17 protein-coding genes are annotated in these 17,560 nt (G+C 71.3%); 3 read left to right on the plus strand and 14 right to left on the minus strand.

Going from position 1 to position 17,560, the window contains the following annotated elements:
* Positions 1-64: 64 nt before the first annotated feature.
* From ACYVK7_RS16780 to sigE, 6 genes are read right to left on the minus strand one after another with little or no spacing between them, the layout of a single operon-like run.
* A complete protein-coding gene (locus ACYVK7_RS16780) occupies positions 65-604 on the minus strand; it encodes a 2'-5' RNA ligase family protein (RefSeq protein ID WP_460888863.1) in 540 nt (179 codons plus the stop codon).
* Positions 601-1,674, minus strand: a complete 1,074-nt coding sequence (gene trpS / locus ACYVK7_RS16785) for a tryptophan--tRNA ligase (protein WP_460888864.1) — start codon at positions 1,672-1,674, stop codon at positions 601-603. Before trpS ends, ACYVK7_RS16780 begins: the two co-directional genes overlap by 4 nt.
* 40 nt (positions 1,675-1,714) lie before the next feature.
* Entirely contained in the window at positions 1,715-2,092 is a 378-nt protein-coding gene (locus ACYVK7_RS16790; protein WP_460888865.1) for a twin-arginine translocase TatA/TatE family subunit, read from the minus strand.
* A gap of 55 nt (positions 2,093-2,147) precedes the next feature.
* Entirely contained in the window at positions 2,148-3,536 is a 1,389-nt protein-coding gene (locus tag ACYVK7_RS16795) for a S1C family serine protease (RefSeq protein ID WP_460888866.1), read from the minus strand.
* A complete protein-coding gene (locus tag ACYVK7_RS16800) occupies positions 3,533-4,483 on the minus strand; it encodes a zf-HC2 domain-containing protein (RefSeq protein ID WP_460888867.1) in 951 nt (316 codons plus the stop codon). Before ACYVK7_RS16800 ends, ACYVK7_RS16795 begins: the two co-directional genes overlap by 4 nt.
* The gene (sigE, locus tag ACYVK7_RS16805) at positions 4,480-5,085 is read right to left on the minus strand and encodes an RNA polymerase sigma factor SigE (protein ID WP_460888868.1); all 606 of its coding nucleotides are present in this window, start codon (positions 5,083-5,085) and stop codon (positions 4,480-4,482) included. The genes ACYVK7_RS16800 and sigE overlap by 4 nt, the downstream gene beginning before the upstream one ends.
* Before the next feature lie 175 nt (positions 5,086-5,260).
* Between sigE and ACYVK7_RS16810 the strand changes: the two genes are divergently transcribed.
* On the plus strand, positions 5,261-5,833 hold the full coding sequence (locus ACYVK7_RS16810; RefSeq protein ID WP_460888869.1) for an O-methyltransferase: 573 nt from the start codon (positions 5,261-5,263) through the stop codon (positions 5,831-5,833).
* A 127-nt stretch (positions 5,834-5,960) separates the two neighbouring features.
* Here ACYVK7_RS16810 and ACYVK7_RS16815 read toward each other — a convergent pair whose 3' ends face one another.
* From ACYVK7_RS16815 to dapE, 4 genes are all read right to left on the minus strand, one after another.
* Positions 5,961-6,128, minus strand: a complete 168-nt coding sequence (locus tag ACYVK7_RS16815) for a DUF3117 domain-containing protein (protein WP_084467633.1) — start codon at positions 6,126-6,128, stop codon at positions 5,961-5,963.
* 133 nt (positions 6,129-6,261) lie between these two features.
* Positions 6,262-7,182 carry a dihydropteroate synthase gene (folP, locus tag ACYVK7_RS16820; RefSeq protein WP_460888870.1) on the minus strand — a complete coding sequence of 307 codons (921 nt, stop codon included), beginning with the start codon at positions 7,180-7,182 and terminating at the stop codon, positions 6,262-6,264.
* Positions 7,183-8,037: an LOG family protein gene (locus ACYVK7_RS16825; protein WP_460888871.1), complete on the minus strand. Its 855-nt coding sequence runs from the start codon at positions 8,035-8,037 to the stop codon at positions 7,183-7,185.
* A gap of 9 nt (positions 8,038-8,046) precedes the next feature.
* Positions 8,047-9,174 (minus strand): succinyl-diaminopimelate desuccinylase, encoded by a 1,128-nt coding sequence (gene dapE, locus ACYVK7_RS16830; protein ID WP_460888872.1) that lies wholly within the window; start codon positions 9,172-9,174, stop codon positions 8,047-8,049.
* A gap of 42 nt (positions 9,175-9,216) precedes the next feature.
* Here dapE and dapD point away from each other — a divergent pair, with 42 nt between their 5' ends.
* Complete coding sequence (gene dapD, locus ACYVK7_RS16835) at positions 9,217-10,164, plus strand: 2,3,4,5-tetrahydropyridine-2,6-dicarboxylate N-succinyltransferase (RefSeq protein WP_460888873.1); 948 nt, start codon at positions 9,217-9,219, stop codon at positions 10,162-10,164.
* Positions 10,165-10,185: 21 nt separating this feature from the next.
* Positions 10,186-11,145, plus strand: a complete 960-nt coding sequence (locus ACYVK7_RS16840) for a hypothetical protein (RefSeq protein ID WP_460888874.1) — start codon at positions 10,186-10,188, stop codon at positions 11,143-11,145.
* 16 nt (positions 11,146-11,161) lie between these two features.
* On the opposite strand, the gene ACYVK7_RS16845 is transcribed toward ACYVK7_RS16840, so the two are convergent.
* The 4 genes from ACYVK7_RS16845 to ACYVK7_RS16860 all read right to left on the minus strand — a co-directional run bounded on the left by ACYVK7_RS16845 (position 11,162) and on the right by ACYVK7_RS16860 (position 17,460).
* Positions 11,162-12,904: an ABC transporter ATP-binding protein gene (locus ACYVK7_RS16845; protein ID WP_460888875.1), complete on the minus strand. Its 1,743-nt coding sequence runs from the start codon at positions 12,902-12,904 to the stop codon at positions 11,162-11,164.
* A gap of 2 nt (positions 12,905-12,906) precedes the next feature.
* Complete coding sequence (locus ACYVK7_RS16850; protein ID WP_460888876.1) at positions 12,907-13,905, minus strand: ABC transporter permease; 999 nt, start codon at positions 13,903-13,905, stop codon at positions 12,907-12,909.
* A gap of 27 nt (positions 13,906-13,932) precedes the next feature.
* Positions 13,933-15,453, minus strand: coding sequence for an ABC transporter permease (locus tag ACYVK7_RS16855; protein ID WP_460888877.1), 1,521 nt, complete (start codon positions 15,451-15,453; stop codon positions 13,933-13,935).
* Between the two features lie 192 nt (positions 15,454-15,645).
* Positions 15,646-17,460 (minus strand): ABC transporter family substrate-binding protein, encoded by a 1,815-nt coding sequence (locus tag ACYVK7_RS16860; protein WP_460888878.1) that lies wholly within the window; start codon positions 17,458-17,460, stop codon positions 15,646-15,648.
* Positions 17,461-17,560: the final 100 nt, after the last annotated feature.

The raw sequence follows: 17,560 nt of genomic DNA on the forward strand, positions 1-17,560 counted from the left end.
GCCTGCCGGTGCGCGCTGCCGGACCGGTCCAGGTCCCTGCCACGCGGCAGGGACCTGGACTGCTTCATCGTCCGAGGTAGAACGCCGCCTGGGGGCGCCAGATGCCGTCGTCGCCGTGCTCGTACTGGTAGAAGCGGTCGACGTCGAACTCCGCGGAGTAGTCCGACATCGCGTCGAACGCCTTGTCGAGGGCGACGTCGGGCACCTCGTGCGCGATGGTGACGTGCGGGTGGTAGTTGAATCGCAGCTCACCGCCGAGCACCCCGGTGCGCACGCTCGACTCGAGCTGCTCGCACTCCGAGATGCCCTGCGCCAGCGCCACGAACACCACCGGCGAGACCGGCCGGAACGTGGCCGTACCGCGCAGCTGCACGGTGAACGGTGGTGCGGAGGCGGCCACGGCCGCCAGGTGCTCCCGCGCCTCGGCGAGCTGCCCCGCGTCGAGCAGGGTCGGACCCAGCAGCGTGATGTGCGGGGGGATGAAGTCCGCGAGCGGGTCGTCGGCGGCCACCCGCGCCGCGCTGAGCTCAGCGGCGTAGGGCTCCGGGATCTCGATGGCGATCCCGATGCGGACCTGGCCGGGTCCCCGCTCGGGGAGATTCACCGGACGCCTCGTGCGGGCAGCAGCCCGAACCGTTCGTACATCCGGTCGAGCACCGGGGTCGCGATCGCACGCGCGCGGTCGGCCCCGTCCGCGAGCACGCGGTCCAGCTCGGCCGGGTCGGCGAGGTAGCTGTTGGCCCGGGCCTGGAACGGCTCGAGGAAGGCGACGACGGCGTCGGCCAGGTCCACCTTGAGGTAGCCGTAGCCGCGGCCGTCGTACTCCTTGGCGATCTCGTCGACGTCGCGGCCGGACACGGCCGAGAAGATCGTCAGCAGGTTCGAGATGCCCGGCTTCTCGACCGGGTCGAAGCGCACGCCGTAGCTCTCGTCGGCGTCGGTCACCGCCGACTTGATGGCCTTGACCGCCTTCTTCGGGTCCTCCAGCAGCCAGACGACGCCCTTGCCGCCCGCGCTGGACTTGCTCATCTTGGCCTTCGGGTCCTGCAGGTCCTGGATCTTCGCGACGGCCTTGACGATGTGCGCGTCCGGCACCACGGCCGTGCCTTCCCCGAAGCGACCGTTCAGCCGCGCCGCGAGGTCACGGGTGAGCTCCAGGTGCTGGCGCTGGTCCTCGCCGACGGGGACGAGGGCGGCGTCGTACAGCATGATGTCGGCCGCCATCAGCACCGGGTACGTGAACAGGCCGACGGTCGTGCCCTCGCTGCCCTGCTTCGCCGACTTGTCCTTGAACTGCGTCATGCGACCGGCCTCGCCGAACCCCGTCTGGCAGCTCAGCAGCCACGCCAGCTCCGCGTGCGCCGCCACGTGGGACTGCACGAACAGGATGGACCGCTCGGGGTCGATCCCGCCGGCCAGGTACTGCGCCGCGGTACGACGGGTGCGCTCGCGAAGCACCGCCGGGTCGGGGCTCACCGTGAGCGCGTGCAGGTCGACGACGCAGTAGAGCGCGTCGTAGGAGTCCTGCAGCGCGATCCACTGCGACAGCGCACCGATGTAGTTGCCCAGGTGGAGGGAGCCATCGGTGGGCTGCATCCCGGAAAAGATGCGCTTCCGGGTGGGGCGGTGGGCGGCTGTATCAGCGACCACCGCGGTCGAGGTTTCGGACGACATGGCGAACATTCTGGCAGGTCCCTGCGCGCTCACCGAATCGTCAGGTCGCTTCGTCGTCGTACGGCGCCTTCCCTGGTTCCGCGGACGCCCCGGCCGGTGCCGGCGGCGTGCCGTTGCGCTCCGCGGCCCGTTCGCCGGTCCGCCCCGAGGACGACGAGGGCGGGCTGTCGTCGAGCAGGGCGTCCCGGACGATCTTGCGCGGGTCGTACTGGCGCGGGTCCAGCTTGGACCAGTCCACGTCGTTGAACTCGGGCCCGAGCTCGTCGTCCACGCGCGCCTTCGCGTTCTGGAGGAGGTCGCGGCCCCGCCGTACGAGGGAGCCGAGCTGCTCCGCGTAGACCGGTAACCGTTCCGGGCCGATGACGAGCATCGCGACCACCAGAATGATCACGAGCTCCCAGCCATTGATGCCGAACACGCTCAGAGCCTACTCGTGTCTCGGGACCGCCCGGCGAACGCCGGATGAACCGGGCTCACTGGCCGCTCGAGCGTTCTTCGAGGACCACGCGGACGTCGCGCTCGTCGCCGCCGGACCGCACCGTGAGCGTCACGGGGTCGCCGGGCGCCTTGGCGCGGATGGCGACGATCAGCTCGTCGGCCACCGAGACGGGACGGCCGTCGATCGAGAGGATCACGTCGCCCGGTTCGAGGCCCGCCTGGTCGGCGGGGCCGTCCGGCGTGACGGCCGGCGTGCCCTGCTGCGCCTCCTGGGAGACCTGCACGCCCTCGCCCTGGTAGCTGGGGTCGAGCAGCACCCCGATGACCGGGAACGTCGCGGTCCCCGTCTCGATGAGCTGCTCGGCGGTGTGCCGCGCCTGGTTGGACGGGATGGCGAAGCCGAGCCCGATGTTGCCGGTGGCCGCCGCGGTGCCGGGCCCCTGGGCGATGGCCGAGTTGATGCCGATCACCTCGCCGGCGGAGTTCACGAGCGGCCCGCCCGAGTTCCCGGGGTTGATGGCGGCGTCCGTCTGGATGGCGTCGATGAACGCGGCCTCGGCCGCCTCCCCCGCCTTGACCGGGCGGTGCAGTGCGCTGACGATCCCGGTGGTGACGGTCGCCTCCAGGCCGAGCGGCGAGCCGACGGCGAGCACCGCGTCGCCGACGACCACCTCGTCCGAGTCGCCGAGGACGAGCGGCTCCAGGCCCTCCTCCTTGACCCGGATCACCGCGAGGTCGTAGTCGGGTGTGGCGCCCACGAGCTCGGCGGGCTGCTCGTGCCCGTCGGAGAAGGTCACGGTGACGTCCGCCCCCGCCTCCGCCTCGGCGACCACGTGGTTGTTCGTCAGGATGTAGCCGTCGGCCTTGAGGATCATGCCCGACCCCGTCGCGACGCCCTGCCGGGCCCGCACCTCGATCGAGACCACGCTCGGCAGCGCGGCGGCGGCGATGGCGGCCACCGAGCCCTCGGGACGCTGTACCTGCTCGGCGCCGTCGGCCGGCCGCGGCAGTGCGGCGTCCGCCGGGCGCACCGAGTCCTGGGCGTCCAGCAGCCCGTAGGCGGCGACGCCGCCGCCGGCACCGGCGACCAGCCCCAGCAGCACGACGGCGGACACGGCGCGCGCGCCGAACCCGCCGCGCCGGGACCGGGTGGCCGGCCGCGTGGCGTGCTGCTCGGTCGAGTGCGCGTCGGGTGCGTGCTGCCCCGCGTGGTGCTCCGGCGTGTGCGCCCCCGCCGACCCCACCGGGGACGGGGCGCGCAGCGTCGTCAGGTACCCCGGCGTCGGGAGCTGCTCGGTGCGCTGCTCCGCCACGGGCTCGGGCAGGGGTTCGGGCCGTGGGGCCGCGGCCGACGTCCTCGGCTCGTTCGCGGACGGCACTGCTGCACGCGGCGTGGGCGGCGCGAACGGGTTCTCGTCGGTCATGGGCTTTCGATGGCTCCTGTCACGGTGTGCCACCCGCGGGCGATGCGGGGCAGGACCCCGGCATCGTAGCCATGCTCACCGAACGACGCCACGAGGTCGCTCAATACCTCCTCCGGCGCGTCCGCGACGACGTCGACCACCATGTCGTCCGACTGCCACGCCACGTGGGCCGGCTCGGTGGCGAGCACCTGCACACCGCCGAGGGCCGCGGAACCGTTCTGGGCGAGCTGCCCGGGACGTTCGCGCACCACCGCGTGGCCGGACGGGCCCACCAGGTCGATCTCCAGGATCTGGCCCTGCTCGCCCACCAGGCGCATCGCCGAGACGGTGTACCCGGCCGGCAGGTCGGACGGGGCGGCCCAGCCGTTGTCCGCGGCCCAGTCGAGCGCAGCGGGCGTGACCTGCTCGGGTGCGACGTCGAGCGTGGCGAGCACATCCTGGCCGGCGGCCGTCGTGTCCGGGCCCGTACGCCCCAGCATGGTCATGCTGGTCTGGGCGGAGAGCTGGGGTGACACCACCGGGACGTCGCCGAGCGTGAAGAGTGCGAGTCCCAGCACGCCCGCACCACCGACGCCGAGCGCGGTGAACCGCGCGGCGCGACGCCGGCGCGCGGGGCGGTCGAGCCGGCCGTCGAACCCGTCGCCGCCGTCGAACGACGAGGTCTGCCACACCGGCACGGACAGCGGGTCCGGCCCGAGGAACGGGCGGCGCAGCGGGTCGTCGGAGGTGGGCGGGATGCTCGCCTGGAGCGCCATCAGCCGCGCGGTGAGCGCCGGGTCGGGCTCCACGTCGGCGGCCGACGAGAGGGCGCGCCGGGCCGCACGGGCGGAGTCCAGCTCACGGGCGCACAGGCGGCACATCGTGACGTGGGAGAGAGCCCGCTCGGTCTCGGCGGGCGAGAGCTGGCCGTCGGCCAGCGCGCTGACCAGGTCCCCGAGGTGGCTCATCGCGCGCCCCCGCGCGTGGGCGCCAGGTGCTCCAATGCGTCGCGGAGCTGGGCGCGGGCCCGGTGGATGCGGGAACGCACGGTTCCGAGCTTGACGCCAAGGGTCACGGCGATCTCCTCGTAGCTCAGGCCCTCGATGTCGCACAGCACGACGGCGGCGCGGTACTCGGGGCGCAGGGCGTCGAGCGCCCGCTGCACGTCCTGGTCCAGGTTGGCGTGCTCGTACCCGCGCTCCGGCCGGCCGAAGTCCCCGGTGTCGGCGACGTGGCCGTCGTCGTCCCCCATCGCCTCCATGCGGATGCGCTTCTTGCGGCGGGCGCCGTCCAGGAACAGGTTGGTGGTGATGCGGTGCAGCCAGCCCTCGAACGTGCCAGGGGTGTAGCTGGACAACGAGCGGAACACCCGGATGAAGGTCTCCTGCGTGAGGTCCTCGGCATCCTGCTTGTTACCGGTCAGCCGGTAGGCAAGCCGATAGACGCGCGCCGAGTGTTCGCGCACGATCTCTTCCCAGGTCGGCGGCTGCCACGGCAGGTCGGCCGCACCGGGACCCTGGGGTACCGGCACGCTTGCGTCTGCTGCTGCACGAGTGCTCACAGAAGTCATCGTCCTCTCAACGCGCATCGAAGCCCAGTCGTTCCCACGGGCTGTACCCTGACGCCGCACGTGATGTACACATCTGTCCGCTCCCTCCGGAGGAACCATCAGCACAGCGGAGCCGTCGGGCCACGGCAGGGTCGCGGCCTGGGTCTACAGCGAGGCCTTCGTCCCCGAGGACGAGGTGCTGCTGCGTGCCCGCGAGCGGGCCTCCGAGCTGGGCTGCCCGGCGGTCCTGCCCGGTGTCGGCGCGGTGCTGCGGGTGCTGGCCGCCGCCGCGAACGCGCGCTCCGTGGTGGAGGTCGGCACCGGCGCGGGCGTAGCGGCCCTCTGGCTGCTGCGCGGCATGCCGCTGGACGGCCAGCTCACCACCATCGACCGGGAGGTCGAGCACCAGCGGGCGGCGCGCACGGCGTTCGCCGAGGACCGCGTGGCACCCCAGCGCACGCGGATCATTCCCGGCCGGCCGGTGGACGTGCTGCCCCGCCTGGCGGACGGCGCCTACGACCTGGTGCTGGTGGCGAGCGATCCCCTCGGCTATCCCGAGTACGTCAACGAGGCCCTGCGTCTCCTCCGGCCGGGGGGAGTGCTCGCCGTCGACGGCGCCCTGCTGCGGGACCGGGTGGCGGACCCGGCGCGGCGCGACGAGCTCACCACCGTGGTCCGCGAGGTAGGCCGGACGCTGCGGAACGACGAGCGGGTCCTGCCCGCCATGCTGCCGAGCGGAGACGGCTTGCTGCTGGCCGTCCGCCGCTGACCGCCGGGTGGCCGGTTCGCGCGACGGACGGCCGGGAGGGCCCGGCCGACGGGTATCGGCTGAGCCTGCGGTGACCCTCAGGCGCGTGCCCTGTCCATCGGCCCGCGCCCCACGCTGCGCCCCTGGCTCAGCCGACGACGGTCTGGAGAGCGTCGCCCAGCTCGCTTGCCTCGGTCGCGTTGAGCTCGACGACGAGCCGACCGCCGCCCTCGAGCGGCACACGCATGACGATGCCGCGCCCCTCCTTGGTGACCTCGAGCGGTCCGTCACCCGTTCGCGGCTTCATCGCAGCCATGTGTGGCTCTCCCATTCCGTTGTCCGGTGTGTAGCAGCATTCATGTTCTCGGCGAACGCCGAGGGCACACACACATTCTAGTTCAATTGGCGCCCCTTACTTTCCACGCGCCTTTTCGTCGCCCTTGCTCGGATCAGGCGAGACCGCGCAGTGCGACGGCGGGGGGCGCCTCGTCGCGGACGGCCGCCACGAGGTCGAGAACGCGTCGTGTCGCGGCCACGTCGTGGGCGCGGAAGACCCGGGCGCCGAGCCACGCCGCGACCGCCGTCGCGCCCAGCGTCCCCTCCAGGCGTTCCTCCGGCGGGAGGTCCAGCGTCTCACCCACGAAATCTTTGCGGGAAAGCGCCATGAGCAGCGGAAATCCGAGGTCCGCCAGCGTGCCCGTGCGGCGCAGGAGGTGCAGTGAGTGCCAGGTGTTCTTGCCGAAGTCGTGCGTCGGGTCCACGAGCACGGACGCGCGCGGCACGCCGCACTCCACCGCCCGCTCGGCCGCGGCGCGCAGGGTGGCCACGACGTCGGCCAGCAGGTCCGGGTACTCCACGCGGTACGGGTCCGTCCGCGGGGTCGCCCCGCCCGTGTGGGAGCAGACGACGCCCACCCCGGCGGCGCCCGCCACCTCCACCAGCGCCGGGTCGTGCCCGGCCCAGGTGTCGTTGATCAGGTCGGCGCCCGCGTCGATCGCCGCACGGGCCACGCCCGCACGCCAGGTGTCGACCGAGACCAGCAGGTCGGGCACCGCGTGGCGGACGGCCGCCACGAACGGGACGACCCGGCGGATCTCCTCGGCCTCGTCCACCGGCGACCCGTTGCCTGCCCTGACGCCACCGACGTCGAGGATCTCGGCGCCCTCCTCGAACGCTCGCGCCGCGGCGGTCAGCGCCGCGGCGTCGTCCGGCACCCGGGCGGGCGCGTAGAACGAGTCGGTGGTGCGGTTCAGGACCGCCATCACCACGGGGCGCACCGCGCGGCCCTCGCGGCCCACCTCACGCCCGCGCAGCACCAACGGTGCCGAGGGCAGCGGAACCGTCAGGCCGGTGGCATCAGGACCGTCCACCTACGCGCCACCCAGGGTGCTCGGCAGCCCTGGCCCTTCGAGCGCGGCTTCCTCGGTGGCCCGCTTCGCGGCGACCGCCGCCTGCAGGGCTGCCTGCTCCGCCTCGATCTGGTGCACCCGCTCGACGACGTGGTGCACCGCCTCCGCGGGGTCGTCGGTGAGGTACATGATGTCGAGGTCGGCCTCGCTGATCGTGCCGTGCGTCAGCGCCGTGGACCGGATCCACTCCAGGAGCCCGCCCCAGTACTCCTTGCCCACCAGGACGAGCGGGAACTGGGTCACCTTGTGCGTCTGGACGAGAGTCACGGCCTCGAAGAGCTCGTCGAAGGTGCCGAATCCCCCGGGCATCACGATGAATCCCTGTGCGTACTTCAGGAACATCGTCTTTCGCGCGAAGAAGTACCGGAAGTTGATGCCGAGATTCACGTACTCGTTGACGCCCTGCTCGAAGGGCAGCTCGATCCCGAGGCCCACCGAGGTGCCGCCCGCCTCGGCCGCACCCTTGTTCGCCGCCTCCATGACGCCGGGCCCGCCACCCGTGATGACGGAATAGCCCGCCTCCACCAGGAGCCTGCCCACGGTCTCTCCCGCCAGGTAGTCCTCGTGCCCCGGTTTGGTGCGCGCCGAGCCGAACACCGACACCGCCGGCCCGAGCTCCGCGAGCGCACCGAAACCCTCGACGAACTCGCTCTGGATGCGCATCACCCGCCAGGGGTCGCTGTGCAGCCAGTCGGTCTCCTGGTCGGGGGCAAGGAGTCGCTGGTCCGTCGTGGTCTGCGGGATCTGGTTCCCGCGGAGCAGCACCGGGCCGCGGCGGTATCCGCGGCCGGACTGGGGTATGCCGTCGTCGCTCATGCGACCAAACTAGCCGCCGAGCAGCCAGGCTCGCAGCGCGTCACGGCACTGCGCGAGCTGCGCCACCGGAACGCGCTCGTCGTCCTTGTGCGCGAGCAGCGGGTCGCCCGGGCCGAAGTTCACCGCCGGCACCCCCAGCTCGGAGAACCGGGCGACGTCGGTCCACCCGTACTTCGGCGCCGGCGCACCGCCCGTGGTGGCGAGCACCGACTTCACGAACTGGGCGGCCAGCGGGTCGTCGAGGCCCGGCCGGGCACCGCCCGCCGCGTCGGTCACGACCAGGTCGAACCCCTCGAAGACCTCGCGCAGGTGCGCCTCGGCCTCCGCCACGGAACGCGACGGCGCGAACCGGTAGTTCACCTCGACGGTGCACGCGTCGGGGATGACGTTGCCCGCGATGCCGCCCTCGACCCGCACGGCGTTGAGGCCCTCGCGATAGACCAGGCCGTCGACCTCGACCTCGCGCGGCTCGTACCCGGCGAGAGCGGCCAGGGCCGGGGCGACCGCGTGGATGGCGTTCTCGCCCGTCCAGGCCCGCGCCGAGTGGGCGGCGACGCCGCGGGTGCGCAGCTCGACGCGCATCGTGCCGTTGCAACCGCCCTCGATCCCCGCGTTCGACGGCTCGCCGAGGATGGCGAAGTCACCCCGCAGGAGGTCCGGGTGGTTGCGCGCGAGCCGGCCGAGCCCGTTCAGGGCGGAGTCCACCTCCTCGTGGTCGTAGAAGATCCACGTGAGGTCGTGCGCCGGCTCGCTGCCCGGTGCGCCGAGCTCGGCGGCCAGCGCCAGCGCCACGGCCACCCCGCCGAGCATGTCGACGGTGCCACGGCCCCACAGCACGGCGTCGTCCCCCGCGCCGACCAGACGGGTGGGCAGATTGTCCGCGACGGGCACGGTGTCGATGTGCCCGGCCACGACCACACGCCGGTCCCTGCCCAGGTGGGTCCGTGCCACGAGGGCGTCGCCGTCCCGCAGCACCTCGAGGTGCGGGCAGCCGAGCAGGAGAGCCTCGATCGCGTCGGCGAGCGCCGTCTCCGCACCGCTCACCGACGGGATGTCGCAGAGGACCCGGGTGAGCGCGACGAGGTCGGACCCCGCGGCTGACGGGTCGAGCAGGGCAGGGTCGATCACGGTATCCACAGGGCAACCTTATGGGTTCCGATCGGCCGTTAGGCTGGAGCCATGACGACCGCATGGGGTTTCGGCCTTGCCACGATCGCCGACGACGGCACCACCCTCGACGCCTGGTACCCGGCGCCCGCCCTCGGCGAGGCGCCTGCCGGCGCCACACCGCCCGAGGCTCTCGCCGCGCTGGCCGGCGCGGACGAGACGCGGCGTGTCCGGCTCGAGGTCGTGACCACGCAGATCGATCTCGCCGACCCGCCCCAGGACGTCACCGACGCGTACCTGAGGCTCCACCTGCTCTCCGCCCGGGTGGTGCGCCCGCACGGCCTCAACCTGGACGGGATCTTCGGCGTGCTGACGAACGTCGTCTGGACCAGCGCCGGCCCGTGCGCCGTCGAGGGCTTCGAGGAGACCCGCCTGCGCCTGCGCTCGCGCGGCCATGTCACGGTCTTCGGCGTCGACAAGTTCCCGCGCATGGTCGACTACCTGGTCCCGTCGGGCGTCCGGATCGCCGACGCCGACCGGGTCCGCCTCGGCGCGCACCTCGCCCCTGGCACCACCGTGATGCACGAGGGCTTCGTCAACTACAACGCCGGCACCCTCGGCTCGTCGATGGTCGAGGGCCGCATCTCGGCCGGGGTCACCGTGGGCGACGGGTCGGACGTCGGCGGTGGCGCCTCGATCATGGGCACCCTGTCCGGCGGTGGCAAGGAAGTGGTGTCGCTCGGCGAGCGGTGCCTGCTGGGCGCCAACGCGGGCCTCGGCATCCCCCTCGGTGACGACTGCGTGGTCGAGGCCGGCCTGTACGTCACGGCCGGCACCAAGGTCACGGTGCTGGGCGCCGCCGTCGACCCCACGGGCGACGGCACCGCCACGGTCAAGGCGCGCGACCTCGCGGGGCGCAGCAACCTGCTCTTCCGCCGGAACTCCACGAACGGTGCCGTCGAGGTGCTCGACCGCACCGGAGTCGGGATCGAGCTCAATGAGGCCCTGCACGCCAACTGACCGGGCCGACAGGAACAGACCATGGCACTCGTGGCCGAGGCGGGCCTGCCACCCGTCGACGACTCCCCTCGGCGTCGTCCCGTGAGACGCGCGCTCAAGTACGTGGTGATCATCGGGTCGGTGTGCGCCGTCGCGACCGTCGGCGTCGTCGTGGGGCTGAACCGCCTCACGGGCGCCGGGCCGGTCACGGAGCGGTGCACCGCCGCGCTCGAGGGCTCCGACTGGTACCTGTCGCCCGACCAGGCGGACAACGCGGCGCTCGTCGCGGGCACCTCCGTGGCTCGCGGCCTGCCGGCGCGGGCCGCGACGATCGGGCTGGCCACCGCGCTGCAGGAGTCGAAGCTCATCAACATCGACTACGGCGACCGCGACTCCGTGGGCCTGTTCCAGCAGCGCCCCTCGCAGGGCTGGGGCACCGTCGACCAGATCCTCGACCCCGTGTACTCGACCAACGCGTTCTACGACGTGCTGGTCAAGGTCGAGGGGTACGAGGACATGGCGGTGACGGACGCGGCACAGACCGTCCAGCGGTCGGCCTATCCGGACGCGTACGCGCGACACGAGATGCGCTCGCGTGCCTGGGCCTCCGCCCTCACCGGGAACTCCCCCGGGACGTTGTCCTGCGAGCTGGCCCCGGTCGCCGACGCCGACCAGCTCGCGCCCGACGCTGCCCGCGACGTGGTGGCGGGCAGGCTGGGCCGCGATCTGGGCCTCGCCCCCGCGACCGGTGCGGCGGACCCGGACCGCACGGACCCCGCCTCGTCGACGGTGACGGTCGACGCGACGCCGCTCACGCCGGACGACCCGGAGCGCGGCGCCTGGGCCGCCGGCCAGTGGGCGGTCGCGACCGCCCGGGCCACGCAGGCCGTCGAGGTGCAGGTGGCCGACCAGGTGTGGCTGCGGGACCAGGCCGCCTGGGTCCGGGCGGAGACCCGGCTCGGCCCCGGCGAGGTCCGCATCACTGCGGACGCCGCCGAGTAACCGGGTCTCCGCGGCGCTACTTGCTCTCGTCGACGTGGAGCTCCGCCACCTCGTCGCCGAGCTGCGCCAGCAGGGCGTGCCGCGCCTCGCGCCGGCGGCGCTGCTCCAGCGGCTCCGGCACGGGCGCCGCCGCGAGGAGGCGCTGCGTGTACTCCTCACGAGGGCTGTGCAGCACCTGCTCGCGCGGGCCCTGCTCCACGATCTCGCCGTTCTGCAGCACCACCACGCGGTGGGCGAGCAGATCGATCACGGCGAGGTCGTGGCTCACGAAGAGGCAGGCGAACTTGTACCGCTCCTGCAGCGCCGTGAACATCTTGAGCACGTTGGCCTGCACGGACACGTCCAGGGCGGACGTCGGCTCGTCGGCGACCAGCAACTCCGGGTCGAGCGTGAGCGCGCGGGCGATGCTGACGCGCTGGCGCTGGCCGCCGGAGAGCTCGTGCGGGTAGCGGTTGTAGACGCTGCGGGGCAGCTCGACGGCGTCGAGCAGCTCCAGCACGCGTGCGCGCCGCGACTTCTCGTCGCCCTCCTTGTGCACCACCAGCGGCTCCGCGATCACGTCACCGATCGGCAGGCGTGGGTTCAGGGACGACGCCGGGTCCTGGAACACCACGCCGATGCGGCGGCGGATGGCCTTGAGCTCCTTGCCGCGCATCCTCGTGAGGTCGCTCCCGAGGATCGACACGGAGCCCGAGGCTGCCGGGATGAGGCCCAGGGCGCACTTCGCGATGGTCGACTTGCCGGAGCCCGACTCACCCACGAGACCGACGATCTCGCCCTTGGCCACCGACACCGACACGTCGTCGACGGCCCGGAAGGTCGGCTTGCCGATCCGGTGGTACTCGATGACGAGGTTGCGCAGCTCGAGCGCGGGCAGCTCACCCGCCGTGGCTCGCACCGGCGCGACGTCACCGAACTGGCCGGGGCCGGCCCCCAGGTGGGGCACGGCGGCCAGCAGGCGCTTCGTGTAGTCGTGCCGCGGGTGGTTCAGCACCTGGTCGGCCGTGCCGGTCTCGACGATGTCGCCCTTGAGCATGACGGCGACGCGGTCGGCCATGTCGGCCACGACGCCCATGTTGTGGGTGATCAGCAGGATGCCCGTGTCGAGCTTGTCCTTGAGCGAGCGGAGCAGGTCGAGGATGTCGGCCTGCACGGTCACGTCGAGGGCCGTGGTCGGCTCGTCGGCGATGATCACCTTGGGGTCGCAGGCGATGGCCATGGCGATGACCACGCGCTGGCGCTGACCGCCGGACAGCTCGTGCGGGTACTGCTTGAGCCGGCGCACCGGCTCGGGGATGCCGACCATCTCGAGCAGCTCGGCGGCCCGCGACATGGCCTGCTTGCCGTAGGCGAGGCCGTGCAGCTGCAGGCCCTCCGTGAGCTGGTCGCCGATGGTCAGCACCGGGTTGAGAGCGGTCATGGGCTCCTGGAACACCATGGCCACGTCGTTGCCGCGCATGGTGCGCAGGCCGCGGCCGTCGAGGCCGCCCACCACCTTGTCGCCCACGCGGACGGTGCCGCTGACGCGCGCGTTGCGCGGCAGCAGTCCCAGCGCCGTCATGGAGGTGACGGACTTGCCCGAGCCGGACTCGCCCACGAGGGCCACGACCTCGCCCGGTCGCACCTCCAGGTCGATGCCCTTGACGGCGTGCACGTCGCCGAACTCGGTCTTGAACGTCACGTCGAGGCCCTCGAACGCGAGGACGGCGTCGCCGGCCGCCGAGACGGGACCGGGAGCACTGATGTCGAGAGTGGTCATGCTCAGTCCTTGCTCCGGTTCTGACGGGGATCGAACGCGTCACGCAGGCCGTCGCCGATGAAGTTCACGCACAGGGCGATCGTCAGGATCATCAGGCCCGGCCACCAGAACAGCCACGGCCGCGTCGAGAACGCCGACTGGTACTCGCTGATCAGCGTGCCCAGCGAGGTGTCGGGCGCCTGCACACCGAACCCGAGGAAGCTGAGCGAGGTCTCCAGCAGGATCGCGGTGGAGATCGAGAGCGTCGCGGACACGATGATGACGCCGATCGCGTTGGGCAGCACGTGCCGGGTGATGATGCGCCACGCGCTGGTGCCGACCGCCTGGGCGGCGAGCACGAAGTCGCGCTCGCGCAGCGACAACACCTCGCCGCGCACGAGACGCGCCAGGCTGGTCCAGGTGACCAGTCCGAGCACGAGGGCCAGGCCCCAGATCCCGGACTCACCCGCCATGCGACCGAGCACGGCGGCGACGGCCAGCAGCGGGATCACGATGAAGACGTCGGTCATGCGCATGAGGACCGACTCGATCCAGCCGCGGTAGAACCCCGCCAGGGCGCCGATCACGGTGCCGACGACGGTCGAGATGATACCGACGGCGAACGCGATGATCAGCGAGAACTGGGTACCGCGCATCACGAGGGCGAAGTAGTCCTTGCCGCCCGTGTCCTGGCCGAACGGGTACGCCCAGGTGGGTGCGCCGTCGCCGATCTTGTCGTACTGGAGCGTGTAGTCCTTGGACCACCAGCCCGGGACGGGGCCGATGCCGATGGAGGTGAACGCCACGACGACGACGATGCCGAGCACGATCATCGCGGTGAGCGCGCCCCGGTGCCGGAAGAAGCGGCGCGCGACGAGCTGGCCCTGGCTGTAGGACTTGTCCTCGCCGGGCAGTGGGGCCGCCGATCCGCCGGCCGCGAGGCCGACCGCGTCGGTGCCGGTCGCCGACACCTGCGGCTCGTAGTCCTCGCCGCCGGGGTTGCTGTTCCTGATGTCACTCATGTCTGTGTCTCCTGCCTTCGCCCGCGCTCAGCGCCGGATCCGGGGGTCGAGGGCCGCGTACGCGATGTCTGCCAGCAGGTTCATCAGCACTGCCGCGATGCCGGTGACGAGGAAGAACGCCATGACCGGTGCGGGGTCGACGGCGTTGAGGCCGTCCTGGAACAGGGCGCCCATGCCCTTCCAGCCGAAGACCTCCTCGGTGATGATCGCGCCACCGATCAGGGCGGCGAAGTCGAACGCGACGATCGTCGTGATCGGGATCAGCGCGTTGCGGAACGCGTGCTTGACGATGACCTCGCGCTCGGACAGGCCCTTCGACCGGGCCGTCCGCACGTAGTCCTGGTTCAGGGTCTCGAGCATCGAGGAGCGCGTGTACCGGGAGTGCGTCGCCACGGAGACCAGGGTGAGCAGGATGGTGGGCAGCAGGATCTGGGTGCCCATGTCGAGCACGCGCTCCCAGAAGTCGCCGGTGAAGTTGGGCGTCTGCGAACCGATGGTCGAGACGGGCCGCGACTTGATGCCGAGGAATCCGCTCCAGTGCGCGATGAGAACGTCCGCGACGACCACGAAGCTGGTGATGACACCGGTGATGCCGGTGACGAGCATGGCCTGCTTGCGGGCGTACCCGCCCCAGGCGGCACCGATGGCCACCGAGACCACGACGGCCACCACGAAGAGTCCGACGAGCAGCAGCCATGACGGCTGGTTGACCAGCAGCGGAGCGGTGAACCAGTAGGCGGCCGTGCCGACGACGGCGGTGGTGAGCGCCGCGTAGAGAACCCGCTGGTTGCGCACGCCTGCCGTCAGCGCGGCGACGAGCACACCCGCGGCGGCCGAGACCAGGAGCACGCCGCCGATCCCGAACATCGGGTTGCGCCACCAGTCGAGCGCGTTGAAGACGAACAGCATGATGGTGACGAACCCGAACGCGACGGCCGCGGTGACCAGGCGTCGTCGCAAGGTCCCCCCGAGCACCGCCTGGAGCAGGAACCCGATGACCAGCGCGGCTATCACTATGGTCCATGGCGCGTACTGGCCCACGGCGATCCAGTTGTTGTACTGGATCGCCGCGAACTCCTTGAGCAGCGTCGCCGCCCAGAACACCGGCAGCGAGAAGAAGAGGAACGCGCTGAACGTCACCACGTAGTCGAACCCGGAGTACTGGCGGATCGCGGTGAGGATTCCGAGCGCTACACCGACGACGATGGCGAGCAGCGTGGAGAGTGTGATGAGCCGCAGCGTCGAGGACGCCGCCTGCTCCGTGAGGCCCAGCACATCGATGCCGTTGATGGTGACACCGAGATCGCAGTTGCCGGTGAAGCAACCGCCTACTCCGCTGAGCCAGTCCCAGTACCGCTCCCAGGGCGAGTCGTCGAGCCGCAGCCGCTCGCTGCGCTCGGCCATGAGCTGCTCGCGGTTCGGGTCGTTCGACTCGCGCAGGTCTTTGAGCGGGTCTCCCGAGTTGATGGTCAGGAAGAACATGAGCAAGGAGGCGCCGAGCAGGACGAGCGCCGAGGCGCCGATGCGCCGGAGGATGAACTTGAGCACGGGTTGGCCCTTCGAGGCGGACGCAGCACGGCGTCTGCTGGGGAAACGATCAGCGTGTCACTATAGGACACCGGATGAAAATTGCCGCGATTCGCCCAGGTATCGCCCGGAAATAATCCTGAATGGCGGCAGACAGCCCTGCGGGGAAGGGAACAGAGCTCCCTTCCCCGCAGGTCTGACGTCAGGCTCGCGTCAGGAGGCGCGAGACCACTGCTCGGCGTTCCACATCACGCCGCTCTGGGCGGCGGTGTTGCGCACGTTCTCCAGGCCGGAGCTGCTGGCGATGACACCGGGGTGGGCGAACAGCGGGATACCGAAGAGCGTGTCCCACAGCTGCTTCTCGATGATCACCGTCTGCTCCTGGTGCACCGCCTCGTCCGTCGTCGAGGACAGCTCCTTCCACGCCTCGTCGACGGTCTCGTCGGAGTACCCGCCGTAGTTCTGCGTACCCGGCGTCGAGTAGATGTTCTCGCCCGAGGCGATCTGGCCGGAGCCGGCCCAGGCGAACATCGCCACCTCGTAGTCACCGTTCGGCAGGGCCTTGTCGAAGAAGTCCGGCGCGGCGGTGTCGACGATCTCGAAGCCGACCTGGTCGCACGAGGACTTGATGGCCTCGACCTGGGCGGCACGGCGCGGGTTCGGCGCGGCGTAGCCGATGCGAACCTTCTCGCCCTCCTCGAGGCCGGCGGCCTCGAACTTCTCCTTGGCGGCGTCGAGGTCGACCTCGTCGTACCGGCCGTCGTAGGAGCCGGACACCACGTCCTCGTAGTTGTCCTGGAACGGGAAGACCTCGCGGGCGTTCATGATCGTCGCCTCGGGGGCGATCGGCTTGATCAGGTCGTCCACCATCTTCTGGCGCGGCACGCAGTGCGCGAACGCCTCACGGGCCTCCAGGCTGTCGGCGAAGATGCCCGAGTTGAAGTTGAAGTCGAGGTGCTCCCAGGTCAGGCCCTGGTCGGTGTCCACGTTGACCGCGTCACCGAGCTGCTCGAGCTGCGTCACCGTGTCGACGGTCGGGCCGTTCGGCTGGATGACGTCGAGGTCACCGTTGGCGAGCGCCTGGATCTGCGCGTCAGCGGCGACGAAGCGGAACGTGAGCTCCTTCGTGGCGGCCGGCGTGCCCCAGTACTCGGGGTTCGCCTCGAGGGTGATGTACTGGCCACCCTCCCAGCCGTCGGCCTTGAACGTGTACGGGCCGGTGACGGGCGCGATCGCCGGGTCGGGGACCTGGCCGGGCTGCGACAGCCAGCCCTCGTTCCAGAACTTGGCGGCCTTCTTCAGGACCGGCAGGTCGATCTCCTCGATGGCGGTGACGAGCTCCTCCGTGGAGACACCCGCCTGCTCCGCGACGACGTGCGCGGGCAGCGGCGGGTACGAGTTGATCTTCCAGTCCGCGTACACGCGCTCGTAGTCGTACGTGAACGTCTTGGCGTCCACGGAGTCCGCCTGCGGGCCCTCGGGCACGTAGTCGCCCAGCGAGAGACCGTCGATGTGGTTGAAGAGCGGCTTCTCGGTGCCGTCCTCGGTCACCTTGCCGTCAGCGGTGATCGCGCGGGCCGCCCAGTCGAGCATGTAGTCCGCGTAGGTGACCGGCGTGCCGTCCGACCAGGCCGCCTCGTCATTGAGGGTGTACTCGACCTGCAGGGGGTCCTCGGAGATGGCCTCGTACGTGCCGTAGGTCTCGTTGGGGCAGATCGTGCCGTCGGTGCCGAAGTAGTAGAAGGTGCTGAACAGCTGGTCGGTGACCGCGCTGTTGTACGTGGAGTAGGTCTCCGGGGTCAGCGAGTTGTACCCGAGGAACTCGTCCTCGACGGACACCTTGATCTCGCCGTCGGCGGTCTCGACCTCACCGAGGTCGGCCTTGCACGGGCCGTCGGCCTCGGCCGAGGACGCCGTGGACTCGCTCTCCGCCGGGTCGTCGCTGCCAGCCGGGCTCGTGCACGCCGAGAACAGCAGCGCGCCCGTGGCGGCCACTGCGACGGCGGCGCTCAGTCGCCTGATCTTCAATGTTCCTCCTCAAAAGGATGCCGGTGGCGGACTTCTGGCAGCCGCGCCGCGGCGCGCGCCAGGGTGAGACGTCCGTCACCGTCATGGTTTCCGGCCACGC

The sequence above is a fragment of the Promicromonospora xylanilytica genome (assembly GCF_054782895.1).